The following is a 20497-nucleotide window of genomic DNA, read 5'->3' as shown; positions in this document are numbered from 1 at the left end:
CTGAACCCATGGTTGACACCCGACAGCGCGCCACCGCCCTGCTCGTCGCCGGCTGCTTCTTCATGGAGATGCTGGACGGCACCATCGTGGCCACCGCCGCCCCGCAGATGGCGGCCTCCCTCGCCACCACGCCCACCTCCGTGGGCCTGGTCATCACCGTCTATCTGCTGACCCTCGCCGTGCTCATACCGCTCAGCGGCTGGCTCACCGCCCGCTACGGTGCCCGGCGGATCTTCCTGAGCGCCATCGCCCTGTTCACCCTGGCCTCGGTCGGCTGCGCCCTGAGCGGGAGCCTTGGGATGCTGGTGGCGATGCGGGTCGCGCAGGGCGCGGGCGGCGCGATGATGGTCCCGGTCGGCCGGCTGCTTGTCCTCGGCACCACCGCGAGGACCGACCTCCCCAGGATCATGGCGTACATCGTGTGGCCGGGGCTGCTCGCGCCCGTGGTCGCGCCGCTGCTCGGCGGAGTGCTCACCACGTACGCCACCTGGCACTGGATCTTCCTGGTCAACATCCCGCTCGGGGCTCTCGCGTTCGCGTTCGCCCGGCGCCTGGTGACGGCCGGGCCCACCACCGCCCCGCCGCCGCTCGACCTGCCGGGCGTGCTGCTCGGCTGCACCGGGCTCGCCGCCCTGACCTGGGCCGCCCACCTGGTCGCCGAGCCGGACAGCGGCTGGGTGACGCCCGCCGCGCTCGCCGCGCTCGCCCTCCTCGTCCTCGCCGCCGCCGGACGCCATCTGCTGCGCACCGCCCACCCGTTGGTGAACCTGCGCACCCTGGACGTGGTGACGTTCCGGGCCAGTGTGAGCGGCGGCTCGCTCTTCTGGATCGTCGTCGGCTCCATGCCGTTCCTGCTGCCCCTGCTCTTCCAGGAGGCGTTCGGCTGGAGCGCGGTGAAGTCCGGCGCGGTGGTGCTGTTCGTCTTCGTCGGCAACATCGGCATCAAGCCCGCGACCACGCCGCTGCTCAACCGCTTCGGATTCCGCCCGCTGCTGCTCGTCTCGACCGTCGGGCTCGCCCTCGCCGTCGCCGGCTGCGCCCTGCTCGGCGCCACCACCCCGCTCCCCGCGACCGCCGCCCTCGTCATGCTCGGCGGCGCCGCCCGCTCGCTCGGTCTGACCTGCTACTCCACCATCGCGTTCAGTGACATGGCACCCGAACGGCTGCGGGACGCCAACGCGCTGTCCGCGACGGCCAACCAGCTCGCCGGGGGCCTCGCGGTGGCCGTCGCGACCGTCGCGCTGCGCCTGGGCGGCGCGCTCTTCGACACCCCCTCGGGCGCCTACGCGACGGCGTTCTGCCTGCTCGGCGCGGTCTGTCTGGCCCCCGCCGCCGGCGCGCTGCGGCTGCGCGGGGACGCCGGGGACGCGGTGCGTACCCGGCCCGGACGGCCGTCCCGGCCGGCGTCGTCGAACGTGACCGTCTCAGATAGTAGGAAGTCCGAGTAATTGTGCAGACAGACTCCGGTGGACGGCTTAGCTTTGTAGGAGCCGAACGTCTCGCTGATCAAGCGAAGGGCGGTCGTGAGCGCAGTGCCCCCAGACAGGCAACCCCTGTGGCCGTGCTCCCCGCCCCTTCCGGCACCTCACTGCATCCCCCGGGCCTGCCCCGGACCTCCCAGCAGAGGAGTCGAATCCCCATGGTCAAGCAGTCCACCCGCCGAGTCCGCCACTCGTCGCGCAGCAGCGAGTCCGACCGCAAGAACGCGGCAGCCGCCCTCCAGCGCGCGCTCGACCGCCGGGACAACGGCGGCGCGACGGGCCACTGAGCCCGCCCTCCGCGCCCGGCCCCCTGGTCACCCGGTTCGCGTGCCCGCCCGACCGCCCCGTACGGCGGCCGGGCGAGCGCACGTCACCCCCCGCCGTACGTCCCCAGCCGTACGCCCCCGCCGAAACGCCCGCCCTGCCGTCCACCGAGCTCGGCAGCCACCGGGCCTGTCCACACTGTGGACATACGGGTGTCAAAGCTTGGGACGGCCAGTAGGGTTCCCCCATGTCGGCAAGTTCTCGCAGCATCAATCTCGCAGTGATCCCCGGTGACGGCATCGGCCAAGAGGTCGTGGCCCAGGGCCTGAAGGTTCTCCGAGCCGTCCTTCCGCAGGACGTGAAGCTGGAGACCAAGGAGTTCGACTTCGGCGCGCGGCGCTACCACGCCACCGGTGAAACCCTCACCGACGCCGATGTCGCCGCCCTCAAGCAGCACGACGCGATCCTCCTCGGCGCGATCGGCGACCCCACGGTCCCCTCCGGCGTCCTGGAGCGCGGCTTCCTGCTGAAGCTCCGCTTCCTCTTCGACCACTACGTCAACCTCCGCCCCAGCAGGCTGCTCCCCGGCGTCGCGACCCCGCTCGCCGGCCAGCCCGAGATCGACTTCGTCGTCGTGCGCGAGGGCACCGAGGGCCCCTACACGGGCAACGGCGGCTCCATCCGCACGGGCACCCCGCACGAGGTCGCCACCGAGGTCTCGGTCAACACCGCCTTCGGTGTCGAGCGCGTGGTGCGCGACGCCTTCGCCCGCGCCCAGGCCCGCCCGCGCAAGAAGCTGACGCTGGTCCACAAGAACAACGTCCTGGCCTACGCCGGTCACCTGTGGACCAACATCTTCAACGAGGTGGCCAAGGAGTTCCCCGACGTCACCACCGACTACCTGCACGTCGACGCGGCGACGATCTTCCTCGTCACCGACCCCGGACGCTTCGACGTGATCGTCACCGACAACCTCTTCGGCGACATCATCACCGACCTCGCGGCGGCCGTCTCCGGCGGCATCGGCGTCGCCGCCTCGGGCAACATCAACCCGAGCGGCGCCTTCCCTTCGATGTTCGAGCCGGTCCACGGCTCCGCGCCGGACATCGCGGGCCAGGGCAAGGCCGACCCCTCGGCCACGATCCTGTCCGTCGCGCTGCTCCTGCGTCACCTCGGGTACGAGGACGAGGCGGCCCGCATCGAGAGCGCCGTCTCGGCCGACCTGGCCGAGAGGGGCACCCGCGCGCGCACGACGGACGAGATCGGCGACGCGCTCGCCGCGCGCGTAGCCGGCTAGCCCCGGCGTACCACACGACAGCCGCCGGGCGCCTTTCGCACCCGGCGGCTTTTCGCATGCGGCCACCGGGTGACACCATCGACCCCGGACCGCACCTCACACCGTTATGTCCAAGCCCGGCCAAGAGCGATAATCGGACGAGGGCCGCGACATGCGGAGCAGCTCAGTCGTCCAGCGCAGGCAGCGGCGTGAGCGCGGTCCGTCACTATCCACCGGTGAAGGACACAGCACTCATGACGACGCCCACGATCGAGCTCAAGCCCACCTCGCATCCGCTGTCCGACGCGGAGCGCGAGGCGATCCTGGCCAGCCCCGGTTTCGGCCGCCACTTCACCGACAACATGGTGACGGTCCGCTGGACCGAGGGGCGTGGCTGGCACGACGCCCAGCTCGTGCCGTACGCCCCGCTGTCGATGGACCCGGCCAACATGACGCTGCACTACGCGCAGACGATTTTCGAAGGACTCAAGGCCTACCGCCAGCCCGACGGCACGGTCGCCACGTTCCGCCCCGAGGCCAACGCCGAGCGCTTCCAGGACTCCGCCCGCCGCATCGCGATGCCCGCGCTCCCCACCGACTTGTTCATCGCCGCCTGTGACGCGCTGATCCAGCAGGACAAGGCGTGGGTCCCGTCCTCCGGCGAGGCCTCGCTCTACCTGCGCCCCTTCATGATCGCGACCGAGGTCGGCCTCGGCGTGAAGCCCGCCAACGAGTACCTGTTCCTCGTCATCGCCTCCCCGGCCGGCGCCTACTTCCCCGGCGGCGTCAAGCCCGTCTCGGTCTGGCTGTCGGAGGAGTACGTGCGGGCCGTCAAGGGCGGCACCGGCGCCGCGAAGACCGGCGGCAACTACGCGGCCTCCCTGGTCGCCCAGGCCGAGGCCGCCCAGCACGGCTGCGACCAGGTGGTCTGGCTCGACGCCGTCGAGCACCGCTGGATCGAGGAAATGGGCGGCATGAACCTGTACTTCGTGTACGGGGACAAGATCGTGACGCCGGAGCTGACCGGTTCGCTGCTGCCCGGCATCACCCGCGACTCGCTTCTGAAGATCGCCCGCGACCTCGGGTACGAGGCCGTCGAGGGCCGGATCTCCACGGAGGACTGGAAGCGGGACAACGAGAACGGCACCCTGACCGAGGTGTTCGCCTGCGGCACGGCCGCGGTCATCACCCCCGTCGGCTCGGTGAAGTCCACCCGCCACAACTGGACGCAGGGCGACGGTGAGCCGGGCGAGGTCACGATGAAGCTCCGCAAGGCGCTGCTCGACCTCCAGACCGGCGCGGCCCCGGACCCCCACGGCTGGATGCACCCGCTGGGCTAGGGGGCCCTGGGCGCTCGGCGCTCAGCTCTGGGCGCTCAGCTCTCGGCCAGGGCCGCCTCGGACTCCAGATCCGGGGCGGCCTTTTCGGCTTTCGATTGACGCACCGTCAGGCCCAGGTAGGCCAGGCCGCCGACCACGCCCGACAGTAGGAAGCTGCAATCGACGCCACCGGTCCAACTCAGGATCGGCCCCTGGTAGTTGGGCAGGGACACCGCCAGCAGGCCGACGCCCGCGCCGAGCGCCCAGGACACCACCGCGCGCGTGTTCCAGCCGGCCCGGTACCAGTAGACGCCGCCCCGTGATCGGCGGTTGAAGACCTGGAGGGCGTCCGCGTCGTAGACGCCGCGACAGCGTACGAAGCCGATCAACGTGATCACCGCCCAGGGCGTGCCGATCGCCGTGAGCAGCAGCACGAACGAGGTCATCGCGGCCTGCGCGTCCCACGCGAAGTGCCCCGCGAAGACGCACACCGTGGCCACGCCCGCCACCGCGAACGTCGCCTGGGTGCGCGAGGCGCGCGGCAGGATCGCGTCGAGGTCCAGGCCCATCGAGTAGAGCATCAGACCCGCGTTGCCGACCGAGCCCGCCGATGCGGAGAGCAGCAGCGGCACCAGGTACCAGCCGGGGGCGGCCGAGACCAGCGGCCCCGCGTAGTCGGTGGCCGCGCGGGCCGCGTACGCGGTGAACGTGCCGAAGAGTTGCGGTACGAGGAGCCCCGCCGTCAGGCCGAGCCAGGTGGCGTGCAGGACGCGGCGCGGGCGGTGGCGGTTCGGTGAGATGTAGCGCGTGTAGTCACCCAGCAGCGTGATGAACGCGATCGGGCCGCTCAGCCCCGCCGCCACCAGCGCGAACAGCCAGGTCGGCCAGAACGAGCCGAGCAGATAACCCCCGGCGCCCGGCAGCGCGGCGGTGGTGAAGTGCGGTGCGTACGCGGCGATTCCGAGCACGAGCAGCGCCGTCATGACCACGGCCAGGACGCGCGAGAGGCGTAGCAGTACCCGGTAGCCGTACACCGCGCCGATGACGGTGGCCCCGGCGAGCAGCGCGTACACGATGCCGTACGAGACGCCGCCGGTGGGCAGGCCGAACAGGCGGTGCAGGACGCCGGTCATGGCGTCCCCGCCGATCCACACGGTCAGGGCGGTGTAGCCGAGCGAGAGCAGCAGCCCCACGACCGATCCCACCAGCCGTCCCCGTACGCCGAATTGGGCGCCCGACGAGGTCGACAGGTTGGTGGCCGTCCGCAGGGACACCAGCGCGAGCGGCGCGGTGAGCAGGGTGCCGGCCACCGTTCCCGCGATCACGGCGCTGACCGAGGCCCACCAGCCGAGGCCGAAGGAGACCGGCAGCCAGCCGAAGATGATCACCCCGAGACAGAGGTTCGAGCCGAGCAGGATCGATACGAGATCGCGGGGCCCGCTGGTGCGTTCCGCTTCCGGGACCGTATCGACTCCGCGCTGTTCTATGGGCATGCCGGGGCCTCTCACTCTCGGGGGGTTTGAGTGGCGCTCAATGTGACCCATGCCAAGCGGTGCCGTCAATCCTTCCCGTCACGGAAATCTCTGGTTAGAGTGACGTTCAAACAGGAGGTGTGGTGCTGTGCGACTGACCCCGACGGAGCGTGACCGGCTGCTGCTGTTCGGTGCCGCCGAGCTGGCCCGATCCCGCAGGGCCCGTGGGCTGCGGCTGAACGTGCCGGAGGCGACCGCGCTGATCGCGGACGCCGTCTGCGAGGCGGCCAGGGACGGCAGGCGGCTCGCCGAGGCCATCGAGGCGGCCCGGTCCGTGCTCGGCCCCGACGACGTGCTGCCCGGCGTGTCCGACGTGGTCACCGAGGTCCACGTCGAGGCCGTCTTCGACGACGGCTCCCGGCTCGCGGTGGTCCCCGACCCCATCGGCGGCACGGCCGGCGCGGACGCCCCCGGCGCGCTGCTGCCCGGCGCGGGATACCCCGAGACCGCCCCCGAGGTGCTGGTGCGCGTGACCAACACGGCCACCGTGCCGATCTCGGTCACCTCGCACTTCCACTTCTTCGAGGCCAACCCCCGGCTCGACTTCGACCGCGCCGCCGCCTACGGCATGCGGCTGTGCGTCCCGGCCGGCTCCTCGGTGCGGTTCGGGCCCGGCGAGAGCGCCGAGGCCGGGCTCGTGCCCATCGGCGGCGACCGGATCGCGATCGGCTTCGCCGGCCTGGTCGACGGACCGCTGGACGCGCCGGGCGCCAAGGCGGAAGCCCTGCGCAGGGCCGCCGCCTGCGGATATTTGGGAGCCGGCGCGCGCGAGCCGCGAGAGGGAGAGAAGTGATGGACCCGTACGAGTACGCCTCCGTGCACGGCCCCCGCACCGGGGACCGGATCCGGCTCGGGGACTCGGGCCTGACCGTCCGGGTCGAGTCCGACTCCCAGGCGCCGGGGAACGAGTTCCTGGCCGGCTTCGGCAAGACGGCCCGCGACGGACTGCACCTGAAGGCCGCCGCCGTGCGCGACACGTGCGACGTCGTCATCAGCAACGTCGTCGTGATCGACGCGGTGCAGGGCATCCGCAAGGCGTCCATCGGCATCCGCGAGGGCCGGATCTGCTCGGTCGGGCGGGCCGGCAACCCCGACACGCTCGACGGCGTGGACGTGGTCGTCGGCACCGGCACCTCGATCGTCTCCGGCGAGGGGCTGATCGCGACCGCCGGAGCCGTCGACCCCCATGTGCACCTGTTGTCCCCGCGCATCATGGAGGCCTCGCTCGCCTCCGGCGTCACCACGATCATCGGCCAGGAGTTCGGCCCGGTCTGGGGCGTCGGCGTCAACTCGCCCTGGGCGCTGCGGGGCGCCTTCGCCGCGTTCGACGCGTGGCCGGTCAACATCGGCTTCCTCGGCCGGGGCTCGTCCTCCCACGGCGCCCCGCTGGTGGAGGCGCTGGCCGAGGGCGGCGCCTGCGGCTTCAAGGTCCACGAGGACATGGGCGCGCACACCAGGGCGCTCGACACGGCGCTGCGCGTCGCGGAGGACCACGACGTCCAAGTCGCCCTGCACAGCGACGGGTTGAACGAATGCCTCACCGTCGAGGACACCCTGAGAGTCCTCGAAGGCCGCACCATCCACGCCTTCCACATCGAGGGCTGCGGCGGCGGCCACGTCCCGAACGTCCTGAAGATGGCGGGCGTCCCGAACGTCATCGGCTCCTCGACCAACCCCACCCTCCCCTTCGGCCGGGACGCGGTCGCCGAGCACTACGGGATGATCGTCTCGGTCCACGACCTCAAGACCGACCTGCCGGGCGACGCGGCGATGGCCCGCGACCGCATCCGCGCGGGGACGATGGGCGCCGAGGACGTGCTGCACGACCTGGGCGCGATCGGCATCACCTCGTCCGACGCGCAGGGCATGGGCCGCGCGGGCGAGACCGTACGGCGTACGTTCGCGATGGCCGGCAAGATGAAGGCCGAGCTCGGCCCCCTGGAGGGCGACGGGCCCGACGACGACAACGCGCGCGTCCTGCGCTACATCGCCAAGCTCACCATCAACCCGGCCGTCGCGCACGGCCTCTCGCACGAGATCGGCTCCATCGAGCCCGGCAAGATGGCCGACATCGTGCTGTGGCGCCCGGCCTACTTCGGCGCCAAGCCCCAGATGGTCCTCAAGTCCGGCTTCCCCGCCTGGGGCGTCACCGGCGACCCCAACGCCGCCACCGACACCTGCGAACCGCTCGTGCTCGGCCCGCTGTTCGGCGCGCACGGCGGCACACCGGCCGAGCTGTCCGTCGCCTTCGTGGCGAAGGCCGCGCTCGACCAGGGTGGCGACACGCTGCCCACCCGCCGCCGCCGGGTCGCCGTACACGGCACCCGGGGCATCGGCCCCGCCGACCTCCTCCTCAACTCCCGTACCGGAGCGGTGGGAGTGGACGGCGCCACCGGGCTCGTCACCCTCGACGGCGACCCGCTGCGCTCCGAACCGGCCGACTCCGTCTCCCTCAACCGCCTCTACTTCCTGTAAGGACCACCCTGATGTCTGCTGCCGCCGACGGCTTCCGCATGCCCGCCGAGTGGACTCCGCACGAGCGGACCTGGATGGCGTGGCCCGGCCCCAACGTCACCTTCCCCAACGAGGCCGAACTCGCCCAGTCCCGCGCCGCCTGGGCGTCGGTCGCCCGCGCGGTACGCCGCTTCGAGCCGGTCACCATGGTGGTCGGCCCCGGCCAGGCCGAGGGCGCCCGCGCGCTGCTCGGACCCGACATCGACCTCGTTGAGCGCGAACTCGACGACGCGTGGATGCGGGACATCGGGCCCACCTTCCTCACCGACAGCAAGGGTCAACTTGCCGCCGTGGACTGGACGTTCAACGGGTGGGGCGCGCAGGACTGGGCGACCTGGGAGCACGACGCGAAGATCGGCGCGCACGTCTCGGATCTGGCGGGGGCGCGGACGTACACCTCGCGCCTGGTCAACGAGGGCGGCGCCATCCACGTCGACGGCGAGGGCACGGTGCTGCTCACCGAGACCGTGCAGCTCGGCCCCGAGCGCAACCCCGACTGGACCCGCGAGGAGGTCGAGACGGAGATCCACACCATGCTCGGCACCCGCAAGGCGATCTGGCTGCGGCGCGGCCTGACCGCCGACTACCCTCCGCACGGCTACGGCACGCTCGGCCACGTCGACATCGTGGCCGCCTTCGCCCGCCCCGGCGTGGTGGTCGCCCACACCCAGCCCGACCCGTCCCACCCCGACCACGAACTCTGCAAGGAGAACGTGGCGCTGCTGCGCGCCCAGAGGGACGCGCGCGGCCGCTCCCTGGAGGTCGTCGAAATCCCCGCCCCGACCGTCGTCCAGGACGACCACGGCTGGGTCGACTACTCCTACATCAACCACTACCTGTGCAACGGCGGCGTGATCCTGTGCGCCTTCGACGACCCGCGCGACGAGAACGCGGCGGGGATCTTCCGCCGCCTCTTCCCCGAGCGCACGGTGACGCTTGTGGATGCGCGGACGATTTTCGCGGGCGGAGGCGGGATCCACTGCATCACGCAGCAACAGCCCAGGGTGTAGCCCTACGGGGTGCGATCGGCCGGCGCGCAGTCACCGACGCGGCCGGCACGCTGGATCCCCCTTGACGTGCCGAAAGTCGTCCCCCCGAGCCCCACTGGGCGCGGCGATCCGGCTGGCGTCGCTGACTTTGATGGCTACGCCTTCGATGGGGCGGTCGCAGTAGAGGCAGAACCTGATGTGGCGGCTGATGGTCATGGCTTGTCCGTTCTGGGCCCGAGTTGGTGCGCGACAACCCCTGCGAGGGCCGTGCGAAGTAGTTCGGTGTTGGTGATGACGCGGTCCTGGGTCGGAGACCGTTTCCAGTGCAGCTGGGGGTCGCGTCCGTCGAGCGGCGGCACGGTCAGGTAGGTCGCGGTGCTGCCGGCGGTCGTCCTCGGCACCTGCCAGTCGGCGGTGCTGGAGGGCTCGACCAGGAAGTAAAGCGTGCGGGCCCACGGGTCGCAGATCACGGCTCCGCAGTCGTCGCCGAGAAGTTCCAGCGCGACGAGGCCAAGGCTGAGCGGCGCACGAACGACATCCCAGTGCTCGCCTCCGGCAACGTGCCAGACAGTGCCTCTCGGGGGCAGCCACGGGGCGTGGACTCTTGCGGCGGCCAGGGTCGGCGACACGTCTCCGTCGGCCATGACCGCTCCCGTCTGCCTGTTTGCCGAGGACGAAGAGATCATGCGCTTCGGGAAGGCCCGCAAGTGACACACCCTGTGTCACCCGGTGTCGGCTCAGACGGCGCCGATCCACTCGGCGAAGCGGGTCAGCGAATCGGAATCCGCGCGCTTCAAGCGACGTAGGGTCGCGGTGTCTTCACGTGCCCAAGGGTGTTCGCGGGTGTGCTGGGGAGCGATGCGGCGGGCGGCTTTCAGCGACTCGAAGGAGTCGTCCCTCATCCCGGCCCAGAGCTGGATCCGGGCCAGGTCGATGTAGAAGCCGGAGCGCCGTTCTGCCGGCATCGCGGCGGGCGGCGTCCAGGAGCGGGACATGTCGAGGGCACGGGCCACCTGATCGCTGCCGAGGCTCACGGCCACGGCTACTTCATGGATGCGGACGCTGTCCGGTCCGAAGGCGGTGCCGCGATAGATACCTTCGGTGATGCCGCTACCCAACGTTCTGGCCTCAGCGAGGTGCGTGTCGGCGGCGTCCAGATCACCGGCCCGGCCCGCGATGACAGCGGCCCTCATATGGAGGGCGCCGCGCGCCGCTGTCCGTTGAGGGTCAATGGCGGCTGGGGCGTCGTCGATGGCTTGTTCGAGGTGGCGTAAACCGTTGGTGTGGGCGCGGGCCGCGAAGAACGTCTCTGTGCGGACGTAGGCGACGGATGCGTGGACGAGTTCGTTCTCCGCGTGCGTAGCCGCCCAGCGCATGAGGTCGATCAGGCGGGCGGAGAGGTCGCGGGCGCCGTATTTGTAGGCGACGGCGTCAGCCGCGCGGTAGGCGGAGATGAGCAGTTCGGCGATCCCCGGCCGCTGGGCCGCTGAAGCCGCCGACAGGGCACGTGCGAGGTCGTCGAGAAGTGGAGGCAGGTGGTGGGCGAGGCGCAGGTATTGGGCGCCGAGCCGCCACTGGGCGGCGGTCCTGACCTGCGTGGCCAACTCGTCGGCCGAGCGGACGGGACCGTCGCTGGGCATGTCGTGGGTCGCGATGACCGCCGACAGTGGCGGCAGCATGGCGCGTACCCGATTGCCGTGTTGTGCGTCGCCGGTGAGGAGCCGTGACGGGTCTGCCCTGAGGGCGACAGCGATGGCACCGAGAGTGTCCGCGCTGGGCAGTCGGCTGCCTTGTTCGATCTTTCTCAGCATGCTGAGGGACAGGTGGGCGGCGTCGGCCAGCTGGGGCTGAGTGAGGCGTCTGGCGCGTCTGGTCGCGGCGATGCGGTGGCCTACCTCGCGCATGGGGCCGGCGGGCATAGTGAACTCCGTTCGGGGCTGCGCTCCGAACCGTACTCGTGCGGGCACGCTCCGGTCGCACAGTCGCCCCTACCCAGTAACGAGCAAGCGAGAAGGAGCGGTTGAGCATCAAGCGGTGACGATCGTCGCCAACTGGGTGAGCGATTCGATGCGCCAGTCCGCCGCCGCGATGACGTCCTGCTGGTCCGCCCACCAGTGGCCCCACGGTCCGCGCCGCAGGTGCGCCGTCAGCAGGCCCGCGTCCTTCGCGGGGAAGACGTCGTTCTGTGGATGGTCGCCGACGTACAGCGTGGCGTGCGGCCCGGCCCGCGCCACCTCAAGCACCCTTTCGAAGAAGGCTCGTTCGGGCTTGGCGACGCCCCATTCCTCGGAGGTGGCGATCAGGTCGGCGGGCAGGTCGAGACCGCGCAGGAGTTCGCCGGCCCGGGCCGTCTGGTTCCCGGCGATCACCACGCGGACGCCGAGTTCGCGAAGGGTGCCGAGAGCCGGCCGGACGTCGTCGTACAGGTCCGTCTCGTCCAGGTATTCGCCGCGGCCGGCCGCCTCCCTTGCCGCGTAGGAAGCACGCACATCGATACCGGGCTTGAGGAGACGCAGGGCGTCGGCGTTGTCGCACCCACGGGTGACGACGGCGCCGACCAGCGCGGAGACGGTGTGCCGGGGGAAGCCGAGCCAGTCGGCCCAGGAAGCCCAGTACCGGTCGTCGCGGACGAGGGTTTCGCCGACATCGAGGACGATGGTCTCAATCATCGGGGCCACGATACGGGCCCCGAGCCTGCCGAGTGGACTCCGGTGGCCCGCGCGGTACGCCGCTTCGACCCGGTCACGACGGGCATCGGCCCCGGCGAGTCAGAGGGCGCCGGGCGCTCCTCGGCGCCGCCTTCGCCGGCCCCGGCGCGCGGTGATCGCCTGCAGCCGCCCCGATCTGTCCCACTCCCACCATGTGAACGGCGCTGAGAGGCAACGGAGTTGTAGGCCCACTGGAGCTCTGGGGTCGCTAGGGTGCCCGAGGCGCGGACCGTGCCAGAGGTGCGGGCGCTGCGCGACGTGTTGACGCTGCCCCAGGGCGAAAGGGCCGGCAATGGTGCAGATCAGTCCCGCGACGGAGTATGACACCGACGTGATCGCCGAGATCCTGGGTGAAGCCGAGGCGTACTACGGCGGCGACAACGTCCGCCCGGCCGCCAACGAAATCCGCGCCGCGCTGTTCGGCGAGCACCCGGCCGCGCACTGCCTGCTGGCTCGTGACGGCGACCGTGTTCTCGGCCTCGCCTCGTACTCGCTGTTGTGGCCGGCAGCCGGCGCGGACACCTCCCTGTACCTCAAGGAGCTGTACGTGCGCGGCGACGCTCGCCGCCAGGGTGTTGCTCGGGCGCTCATGGATGGGATCAAGGCAGCGGCGGCCGAAGCCGGGTGCTCGCGTGTCGAGTGGACGGCAGACACCGACAACCCGCCTGCCCTGGCCCTGTACGAAGCGCTTGGTGCACCGCAGCACACGGGCAAGGTGTTCTACCGGATCTCGATCTGACCAGGATGGTCACACTCGGTGCCCGGCTCACCGAAAGGGCGGCGCTCTGTTGCGATCAAACGGAGACGATCGCCGCCGGCTGGGTAGTAAGTCGATGCGCCAGTCCGCAGCCGCAACAACGTCTGGCTGGTCCGCCCACCAGTGACGCCACGGCCCGCGCCGCAAGTGCGCCGTCAGTAGGCCGGCCTCCTTCGCCAGGATGATGTCGTTCTGCGAATGGTCGCCGACGTACAGGTTCGCCGGCCTGGGCCGTCTGGTTCCAGGCGATCATGACGCGGACGCCGAGTTCGCGAAGGGCGCCTGGAGCGGGCCGGACGTCGTCGTACAGATCCGTCTCGTCCAGGTATTAGCCGTGGCCGGCCGCCTCCCTCGCCGCGTAGGCCGCCGGGAGGTCGATGCCGGGCTTGAGCAGACGCAGGGCGCCGGCGTTGTCGCACCCACGAGTGACTACGGCGCCGACCAGGAAGAAACCGAGCATGCGGGCTGGACTGGGCTGCGGACGAGGATGGCACGGTCTCGCTGCTGGCGGTGGCGCGGGCCACGATGGCCGGGGCGCCGACACCCAGCCGTCCCGGTCTTGACAGCTCCCTCGGGTCGAAGCACCGTCACCGCGTCACCCACTACAACGTAAGAAGACGGCGGACGTCCTGAGCAACGCGGATCGTGACCGGTCCAGGTCATCAAGAAATGGCTGGGACCCGGGCCAAGTCTCGCTGAAGACGCTGGGCTGTTCCAGAAGACGCTGGACGTGGTTGGGCAAGATAGGGCTCCGATCCGTTGGGGAGGCTGCGGGGTGGGTTACGAATTGCAGGCAGTGATCGCGGCAGACGAGTTGCTGCGTGTTGCGTCGCGGGAGGTTCCTGGAGCCCGAGTGGTGCCTCTTCGACAGGGCCTGTCGCTGATGCCGATGACCGATCACGTCTTCGAAGCGGTCACTGACGGCGGTGGCAGAGGGGATTTGGCGTTCTGGAAGCTGCCGGGAGGCTTTGAGACGCTGCTCGCCCGGTGGTCCTCAGCAGGACCGGTGGCCTTTGTGGAGGCCGAGTATTTCGGCGGAGTCGGCGAGCAACGCGCCGCCGTCTGGGCCGGCGGCGCGCTGGCACTGGGCCCACTGGTCGAGCCCGGGGAAAAGCGGTTCTCGCGAGCGATCAGCCCGATCTCACAGGCGTTGCACCAGCTTGGCGCACGAGGGAACCTGGGCGAAGACGAGTTCAAGGCCGTGGGACTGGACCGTCACCGGAACAACGACGATTGGATCTCGTCCAGCACCGGCTAATGCGTTGTCCGCGATGCCGGGCGGGCTCCGTTCGCCGATGTGCACTTTTGTATCGGCGGAGCCAGTACACCGTGGAGCAAGGAAAGCCGCGCTTGATCGGGCCGGTGTAGACCGGCGGTCTGTGACCTCTATGCGGCGTGCCTGCGCGGGGCGTATATCCGTCGAGAGCCGGCGTGCCGAGCGCGACCCAGGCGTCGGGTCGGGCCAGGCGGCCAGGTGCCGCCAACTCGGGGTCGGCTCAGGGCCGGTGTGATCGACTGGTCCGTATGACTTCACGCACCATCTACCTCCTCTGCTCCGCCGCCCCGCCCGTTTTCGACGTCGCCGCCGTGGTCGAGTCGCTGCAAGCGGGGGGCTGGGACGTGTGTCTTGGGCTTACGCCTACCGCTGCCTCCTGGGTGCAGGAGTCGTTGTCGGGGCTCGCCACGCTGACCGGGCATCCGGTGCGGTCGCGGTACGAGCGGCCGGGGGAGGCCGATGCCTGGCCGGGGGCGGACGCCCTTCTGTTCGCGCCCGCCACGTTCAACTCCCTCAACTCCTGGGCGTTAGGGCTGACGTCGTCCTATGTGACCGGCGTGGCCGCCGAGGCGATCGGCAGGCGGATACCGGTCCTCGCCATGCCCTGCGTGAACGCCGGCCTCGCGCGGCACCCGCAGTTCGAGCGGTCCATCGAGGTGCTGCGCTCCGCCGGGGTGACGGTGCTCCACGGCGCCGGCGCCGGGCCCGTACCGGACCAGCACGGCGAGCGGGCCCCGGAGGGGTACCCGTGGCGGCTCGCCCTCGACGCGGTCGAGGCGGCGGTGCGGGCCTGAGCGTCGCTGTTGGGCGGACGCCCGTGTGGCCGGGCCCGGGCACGCGATCGGGTAGAACATACGGGTGAACGCACCGCGCCGCCGCAACACCGCCCCGCCCCGCGAGGAACTGCTCGCCGCCGCCATGGCCACCATCGCCGAGCGCGGGCTCGATGGGCTCACCATGGCCGGGCTCGGCCGGGAGGTCGGGATGTCCAGCGGGCACCTGCTCTACTACTTCCGCAGCAAGGACGAGCTGCTGCTCCAGACCCTGGAGTGGAGCGAGGGCCGGCTCGGCGACGAGCGGCGCGGGCTGCTGGCCAGGCCCGGCACCGCGCGCCAGCGGCTCGACGCCTACATCGACCTGTACGTCCCCGACGGGCCGCGCGACCCGCACTGGATCCTGTGGCTGGAAGTCTGGAACCGCTCCCAGAACGCCGACGCCGGAGCCCGGGTGCGGCAGGCCGCCATCGAAGGTGCCTGGCACCGCGACCTGGTGGCGATACTCGCCGAAGGCGTCTCGCGCGGCGAGTTCCGCCCGGTGGACGCCGACCGCTTCGCCTCCCGGCTGCGCGCCCTGCTGGACGGGTTCAGCGTCCATGTCGCGGTCGGCCTGCCCGGCACCGGACGCGATCAAGTCCTCGGCCACGTACGGGAGTTCGTGGACGATTCGCTGATGCGCACGTGACGCGCCGCCCCGCGCGATCCTGACGCGCCGCCCCGCGCGCGCCCGGCGCGGGGAACGCAACGCACGCAAGTAGGCCCGATCGTTGCGCCCGTACTCCTTGTCGCCCGGGCCCCGCTGCGTCACCGTGAGCGTCCATGGGACGAGAGCACTGGAAGAAGATCTGGGTCGGTTCGGCCGGCAACATGGTCGAGTGGTTCGACTGGTTCGTGTACGCCACGTTCGCCGTGTACTTCGCGGACGCGTTCTTCCCGAAGGGCAACGAGACCGCCAACCTCATGAACACCATGGGGATCTTCGCGGTCGGCTTCTTCATGCGGCCCGTCGGCGGCTGGCTGCTGGGCCGGATCGGCGACCGCAAGGGCCGCAAGGCCGCGCTCACCCTGACCGTCACCCTGATGTCCGCCTCCGCGATCCTGATCGCGATCGCACCCACGTACGCGGTCGCGGGCTACGGGGGAGTGGCGGTCCTGCTGGTCGCCCGGCTGCTCCAGGGGCTCTCCGTCGGCGGTGAGTACGCCGCCAGCGCCACCTACCTGACCGAGGCGTCCGACCCCGGCCGGCGCGGCTTCGCCTCCAGCTTCCAGTACGTCTCGATGACCGCGGGCCAGCTCGTCGGCCTCGGCCTCCAGATCGTCATGCAGCGCAGCCTCTCGGACGCGGCCCTGCACAGCTGGGGCTGGCGCGTCCCCTTCATCGTCGGCGCGCTCGGCGCGGCCGTCGTCTTCTACCTGCGCCGCTCCATGCTGGAGACCGAGGTGTACGAGGAGTCGGAGGCGGCCCGCGACGAGGACCGGGGCACCCTGAAGGCGCTGTGGGCGCACCGGCGTGAGGCGCTGCTGGTCATGGCCCTCACCATGGGCGGCACCGTCGCGTACTACACGTACACGACGTACCTGACGAAGTTCCTGTCCAAGAGCGCCGGCATGGAGAAGTCCACCGCCTCCCTCGTCAGCTTCTGCGCGCTGTTCGTCTTCATGTGCCTCCAGCCGCTGGCGGGCGCGCTCTCCGACCGGATCGGACGCCGCCCGCTCCTGATCACCTTCGCCGTCGGCTCGACCTTCCTGACCGTACCGATCATGACGATGCTGGGGCACGCCGGGACCTTCTGGCCCGCCTTCGGTCTCGCCCTGCTCGCCCTGGTCGTCGTCACCGGCTACACCTCGATCAACGCCTGTGTGAAGGCCGAGCTCTTCCCCACCAACATCCGCGCGCTCGGCGTCGCCCTGCCCTACGCCCTGGCGAACGCCCTGTTCGGCGGGACCGCCGAATATGTGGCGCTCTGGTTCAAGAAGGCAGGCGCCGAATCCGGCTTCTACTGGTACGTGGCCGGGTGCGCGGCCGTCTCCCTGGTCGTCTACCTCACCATGCGCGAGACACGCGACATCGACCTCCACCGCGTCGCGCAGGCGTCGTCGGACACCGCAGCCGCACCGGTCCCGTCGGTCCCGTCGAATTAGCGCAGGTCGGGCGGCGCCCGGATGGTGAGACCCCGTCTCAGGGAGCCGGACCGGTGTGGCAGACTGCCGGCGTGCTCGCTTTCGCCATGATTATGGACAGCGGCGCGCCGGTCCGCAGTGATCGCTGAACCGTGGAACCACCCGCGGCGGCGGCCATCGTGCCCCAGACCCGCGCGCAGACCTCTCGCACCCGCGAGGGGTCTTTTCGTTTACCGGCCCCACCACGGCCGGGGCGAGCGGCGCGACGACGGGGGCAAGTGGAGCCAGGAGCTCGGAGCCACTAACCCGACAGGAGTCAGATCAGCATGACGACCAACGAGGCGCACGGAGCCGCCGAGGAGAGTCTTCTCCACGGCCCCCGGGTCGACGACGGTTTTCACGTCTTCGACACGACGCTGCGCGACGGCGCCCAGCGCGAGGGCATCAACCTCACCGTCGCGGACAAGCTGACGATCGCCCGGCACCTGGACGAGTTCGGCGTGGGCTTCATCGAGGGCGGCTGGCCGGGCGCCAACCCCCGCGACACCGAGTTCTTCGCCCGCGCGCGAGACGAGATCACCTTCCGCAACGCCCAGTTGGTCGCCTTCGGCGCGACCCGCCGCGCGGGCGGCAAGGCCGCCGAGGACCCCCAGGTGCGGGCCCTGGTCGAGTCCGGCGCCCCGGTGATCACGCTGGTCGCCAAGGCGCACGACCGCCACGTCGAGCTGGCTCTGCGCACCACGTTGGAGGAGAACCTGGAGATGGTCCGCGACACCGTCTCCCACCTGCGCGAGCAGGGCCGGCGGGTCTTCCTGGACTGCGAGCACTTCTTCGACGGGTACAAGGCCAACCCCGAGTACGCCAAGGCCGTCGTGCGGGCCGCGAGCGAGGCCGGCGCCGACGTCGTCATCCTGTGCGACACCAACGGCGGCATGCTGCCCGCGCAGATCCACGCGGTCGTCGCCACCGTCCTCGCCGACACCGGCGCCCGGCTCGGCATCCACGCCCAGGACGACACCGGGTGCGCGGTCGCCAACACCCTGGCCGCCGTCGACGCGGGCGCCACCCACGTGCAGTGCACCGCCAACGGCTACGGCGAGCGCGTCGGCAACGCCAACCTCTTCCCCGTGGTCGCCGCCCTTGAGCTCAAGTACGGCAAGCGGGTGCTGCCCCAGGGCGCGCTCGCCGAGATGACCCGCATCTCGCACGCCATCGCCGAGGTGGTCAACCTCGCCCCCTCCACGCACCAGCCGTACGTCGGATACTCCGCCTTCGCCCACAAGGCGGGCCTGCACGCCTCCGCGATCAAGGTCGATCCCGACCTCTACCAGCACATCGACCCGGGTCTGGTCGGCAACCACATCCGGATGCTGGTCTCCGACATGGCGGGCCGGGCCTCCATCGAGCTCAAGGGCAAGGAGCTCGGCGTCGATCTCGGTGACGACCGCGAGGTGGTCGCCCGGGTCGTGGAGCGGGTCAAGGCACGCGAGCTGGAGGGCTACACGTACGAGGCCGCCGACGCCTCCTTCGAGCTGCTGCTTCGCGACGAGGTCGAGGGCGGCCCGCGCGACTACTTCCGCATCGAGTCGTACCAGGCGATCGTCGAGACCCGAAAGGACGGCACCCACGCCAATGGCGCCACCGTGAAGTTCTGGGTCGGCCAGGAGCGTCTGATCGTCTCCGCCGAGGGCAACGGCCCAGTCAACGCGATCGACTCGGCGCTGCTCCAGGGCCTGGAGCGGTTCTATCCGCAGGTCGCCAAGTTCGAGCTGGTCGACTACAAGGTGCGCACCCTCGAGGGCAAGCACGGCACCGCGTCCACCACCCGCGTTCTGATCACCACCACGGACGGCGCGGCCGAGTGGACCACCGTCGGCGCGGGCCCCAACGTGATCGCCGCGTCATGGGAAGCGCTCCAGGACGCGTACACCTACGGTCTGCTGCGGGCCGGCGCCGAACCGCGCCGCTGAAGCCGCGCCGGGGCGGGGCCGCGCCGGGGACCCGGGGCCACTCACCCCGGCCGCCCGCCCCGCCCCGCACCCGGGGGCCCGCCCCGCACCCGGCCGCCCGCTTCCCGTATGTCCGTTTCCGTGTCCCCTCGGGTAGCGTCGGCACCATGAGGCTCAGGGTTATCTCCGTACTCCCCGCCGTAGCGCTCGCCGCGCTGGTCACGGCGGCGCCCGCCATGGCCGCCTCCGGCGCGTCCGACGTGGCCGACCAGCTCAAGAAGAGCCCGGTTTACGTCGATCCCGGAGCCGCGAGCCAGCTCAGTCCCGCCCAGGCCGACGCCCTGGCCAAGAAGATCAAGGACGCGGACAAGCCGCTGTTCGTGGCCGTGCTGCCCAACAGCGCCGCGTACCCCAAGGATTCGATCCTGGGCTACCTGCGCACGGACACCGGCGTCACAGGCCTGTACGCGATCCGGCTCGGCGACGCCTTCACCTCCGGCGCCGACCGCAAGGTCATGCCCCCGCAGGCCGTCAAGAACCTCAACAGCGCGGTGCGCGCGCCCGGCACCGGCGAAGACGCGGCCACCCAGCTCAACGCCTTCGTCGACAAGGCCCTGCCGCAGATGAGGGGCCACGCGCCCGCCTCCTGGGGCGGCGGCTCGCACTCGGGTGGCGGGGTGAACTCCGGCGCGCTCATCGGGGTGGGCGCGGTCCTCGTGGCGGGCGGCGCGGGCGCGTACGCGCTGGTGCGGCGCGGGCGCAGGAAGAAGGCCGAGGAGGAGCGGGCCGCGCTCCAGCGCCTCCAGGTCGTCGTGGACGAGGACATCACCGCGTTCGGCGAAGAGCTCGACCGGCTCGACTTCCACCCGGCGGAGGCCGGCGCCGACGACGCGATGCGCGCCGACTACGAGCGCGCCCTTGACTCCTATGAGACCGCGAAGTCCCTGATGGCCAAGGCCGAGCGGCCCGCCGACGTGACGGGCGTGACCCAGGCCCTTGAGGACGGCAGGTTCTCCCTGGCGACCCTCGCCGCCCGCCGCGAGCACCGCCCGCTGCCCGAGCGCCGCGCCCCCTGCTTCTTCGACCCGCGCCACGGCCCCTCCGTCGAGGACGCCACCTGGACCCCGGCCGGCGGCGCCCCGCGCCAGGTGCCGGTCTGCCTCGCGGACGCGACCCGGCTGCGCGACGGCCAGGACCCGATGGTCCGCGAGGTCGACACCGACCAGGGCCGGCGCCCCTACTACGACGCGGGCCCGGCCTACGGCCCCTGGGCGGGCGGCTACTTCGGCGGCGGCATGCTGCCCGGTCTCCTGATGGGCACGATGCTCGGCTCCATGCTGTCGACCCCGGCGTACGCCTCGGACTACGGAGCCGGCTCCTACGACATGGGCGGCGGCTACGACGGCGGCGACGTGTCGGGCTCCGACTTCAACCCGTCCGACTTCGGGGGCGACTGGGGCGGCGGGAGCGGAGGCGGCGACGGCGGAGGGTTCGGCGGCGGCGACTGGTGACGCGGGCCCCCTCGCGGGATACGC

Annotated in this window: 18 protein-coding genes and 1 pseudogene; 14 read left to right on the top strand and 5 right to left on the bottom strand. The window is 71.2% G+C overall.

Annotation, left to right across the window (positions count from 1 at the left end):
- Positions 1–8 precede the first annotated feature (8 nt).
- From ACFYM2_RS25715 to ACFYM2_RS25700, 4 genes are all read left to right on the top strand, one after another.
- Complete coding sequence (locus tag ACFYM2_RS25715) at positions 9–1448, top strand: MFS transporter (RefSeq protein WP_388839486.1); 1440 nt, start codon at positions 9–11, stop codon at positions 1446–1448.
- 191 nt (positions 1449–1639) lie between these two features.
- Positions 1640–1768, top strand: coding sequence for a hypothetical protein (locus ACFYM2_RS25710; protein WP_350232842.1), 129 nt, complete (start codon positions 1640–1642; stop codon positions 1766–1768).
- 224 nt (positions 1769–1992) lie between these two features.
- The gene (locus tag ACFYM2_RS25705; RefSeq protein ID WP_388839483.1) at positions 1993–3042 is read left to right on the top strand and encodes a 3-isopropylmalate dehydrogenase; all 1050 of its coding nucleotides are present in this window, start codon (positions 1993–1995) and stop codon (positions 3040–3042) included.
- A 233-nt stretch (positions 3043–3275) separates the two neighbouring features.
- A complete protein-coding gene (locus ACFYM2_RS25700) occupies positions 3276–4361 on the top strand; it encodes a branched-chain amino acid aminotransferase (RefSeq protein ID WP_359000503.1) in 1086 nt (361 codons plus the stop codon).
- 35 nt (positions 4362–4396) lie between these two features.
- On the opposite strand, the gene ACFYM2_RS25695 is transcribed toward ACFYM2_RS25700, so the two are convergent.
- Complete coding sequence (locus ACFYM2_RS25695) at positions 4397–5833, bottom strand: cytosine permease (RefSeq protein WP_388459405.1); 1437 nt, start codon at positions 5831–5833, stop codon at positions 4397–4399.
- A gap of 127 nt (positions 5834–5960) precedes the next feature.
- Here ACFYM2_RS25695 and ureA point away from each other — a divergent pair, with 127 nt between their 5' ends.
- From ureA to ACFYM2_RS25680, 3 genes are read left to right on the top strand one after another with little or no spacing between them, the layout of a single operon-like run.
- Positions 5961–6665, top strand: coding sequence for an urease subunit gamma (ureA, locus tag ACFYM2_RS25690; RefSeq protein ID WP_388839480.1), 705 nt, complete (start codon positions 5961–5963; stop codon positions 6663–6665).
- A complete protein-coding gene (locus ACFYM2_RS25685) occupies positions 6665–8347 on the top strand; it encodes an urease subunit alpha (RefSeq protein ID WP_388839477.1) in 1683 nt (560 codons plus the stop codon). Before ureA ends, ACFYM2_RS25685 begins: the two co-directional genes overlap by 1 nt.
- An 11-nt stretch (positions 8348–8358) precedes the next feature.
- Positions 8359–9396, top strand: a complete 1038-nt coding sequence (locus ACFYM2_RS25680; RefSeq protein ID WP_388839474.1) for an agmatine/peptidylarginine deiminase — start codon at positions 8359–8361, stop codon at positions 9394–9396.
- A 191-nt stretch (positions 9397–9587) separates the two neighbouring features.
- On the opposite strand, the gene ACFYM2_RS25675 is transcribed toward ACFYM2_RS25680, so the two are convergent.
- The 3 genes from ACFYM2_RS25675 to ACFYM2_RS25665 all read right to left on the bottom strand — a co-directional run bounded on the left by ACFYM2_RS25675 (position 9588) and on the right by ACFYM2_RS25665 (position 12044).
- Positions 9588–10019 (bottom strand): hypothetical protein, encoded by a 432-nt coding sequence (locus tag ACFYM2_RS25675; protein WP_388839471.1) that lies wholly within the window; start codon positions 10017–10019, stop codon positions 9588–9590.
- A gap of 93 nt (positions 10020–10112) precedes the next feature.
- The gene (locus ACFYM2_RS25670) at positions 10113–11279 is read right to left on the bottom strand and encodes a helix-turn-helix domain-containing protein (RefSeq protein ID WP_388839468.1); all 1167 of its coding nucleotides are present in this window, start codon (positions 11277–11279) and stop codon (positions 10113–10115) included.
- A 123-nt stretch (positions 11280–11402) separates the two neighbouring features.
- Positions 11403–12044: an HAD family hydrolase gene (locus tag ACFYM2_RS25665; protein ID WP_388839465.1), complete on the bottom strand. Its 642-nt coding sequence runs from the start codon at positions 12042–12044 to the stop codon at positions 11403–11405.
- Between the two features lie 331 nt (positions 12045–12375).
- On the opposite strand from ACFYM2_RS25665, the gene ACFYM2_RS25660 reads away from it, so the two are divergent.
- A complete protein-coding gene (locus ACFYM2_RS25660; protein ID WP_388839462.1) occupies positions 12376–12822 on the top strand; it encodes a GNAT family N-acetyltransferase in 447 nt (148 codons plus the stop codon).
- Positions 12823–12849: 27 nt separating this feature from the next.
- On the opposite strand, the pseudogene ACFYM2_RS25655 reads toward ACFYM2_RS25660, so the two are convergent.
- Positions 12850–13285: pseudogene (locus ACFYM2_RS25655) on the bottom strand (HAD family hydrolase); the annotation flags it as partial.
- Positions 13286–13615: 330 nt separating this feature from the next.
- On the opposite strand from ACFYM2_RS25655, the gene ACFYM2_RS25650 reads away from it, so the two are divergent.
- The 6 genes from ACFYM2_RS25650 (at position 13616) to ACFYM2_RS25625 (ending at position 20473) form a co-directional block, all read left to right on the top strand.
- Positions 13616–14098: a hypothetical protein gene (locus ACFYM2_RS25650; protein ID WP_388839459.1), complete on the top strand. Its 483-nt coding sequence runs from the start codon at positions 13616–13618 to the stop codon at positions 14096–14098.
- A 266-nt stretch (positions 14099–14364) separates the two neighbouring features.
- Positions 14365–14910, top strand: coding sequence for a flavoprotein (locus ACFYM2_RS25645; protein WP_388839456.1), 546 nt, complete (start codon positions 14365–14367; stop codon positions 14908–14910).
- A gap of 64 nt (positions 14911–14974) precedes the next feature.
- Positions 14975–15577, top strand: coding sequence for a TetR/AcrR family transcriptional regulator (locus tag ACFYM2_RS25640; RefSeq protein WP_388459412.1), 603 nt, complete (start codon positions 14975–14977; stop codon positions 15575–15577).
- 134 nt (positions 15578–15711) lie between these two features.
- The gene (locus ACFYM2_RS25635; protein ID WP_388839453.1) at positions 15712–17034 is read left to right on the top strand and encodes an MFS transporter; all 1323 of its coding nucleotides are present in this window, start codon (positions 15712–15714) and stop codon (positions 17032–17034) included.
- A 305-nt stretch (positions 17035–17339) separates the two neighbouring features.
- Positions 17340–18983, top strand: coding sequence for a citramalate synthase (gene cimA, locus ACFYM2_RS25630; RefSeq protein WP_359000472.1), 1644 nt, complete (start codon positions 17340–17342; stop codon positions 18981–18983).
- A 146-nt stretch (positions 18984–19129) separates the two neighbouring features.
- Positions 19130–20473, top strand: a complete 1344-nt coding sequence (locus ACFYM2_RS25625) for a hypothetical protein (RefSeq protein ID WP_388839450.1) — start codon at positions 19130–19132, stop codon at positions 20471–20473.
- The last annotated feature ends 24 nt before the right edge of the window (positions 20474–20497 follow it).

This window comes from Streptomyces sp. NPDC006711 (genome assembly GCF_042869775.1).
Lineage (GTDB): Bacteria > Actinomycetota > Actinomycetes > Streptomycetales > Streptomycetaceae > Streptomyces.
The sequence above is the reverse complement of the archived record's forward strand: the minus strand, read 5'-3'. Positions and strand labels throughout refer to the sequence as shown.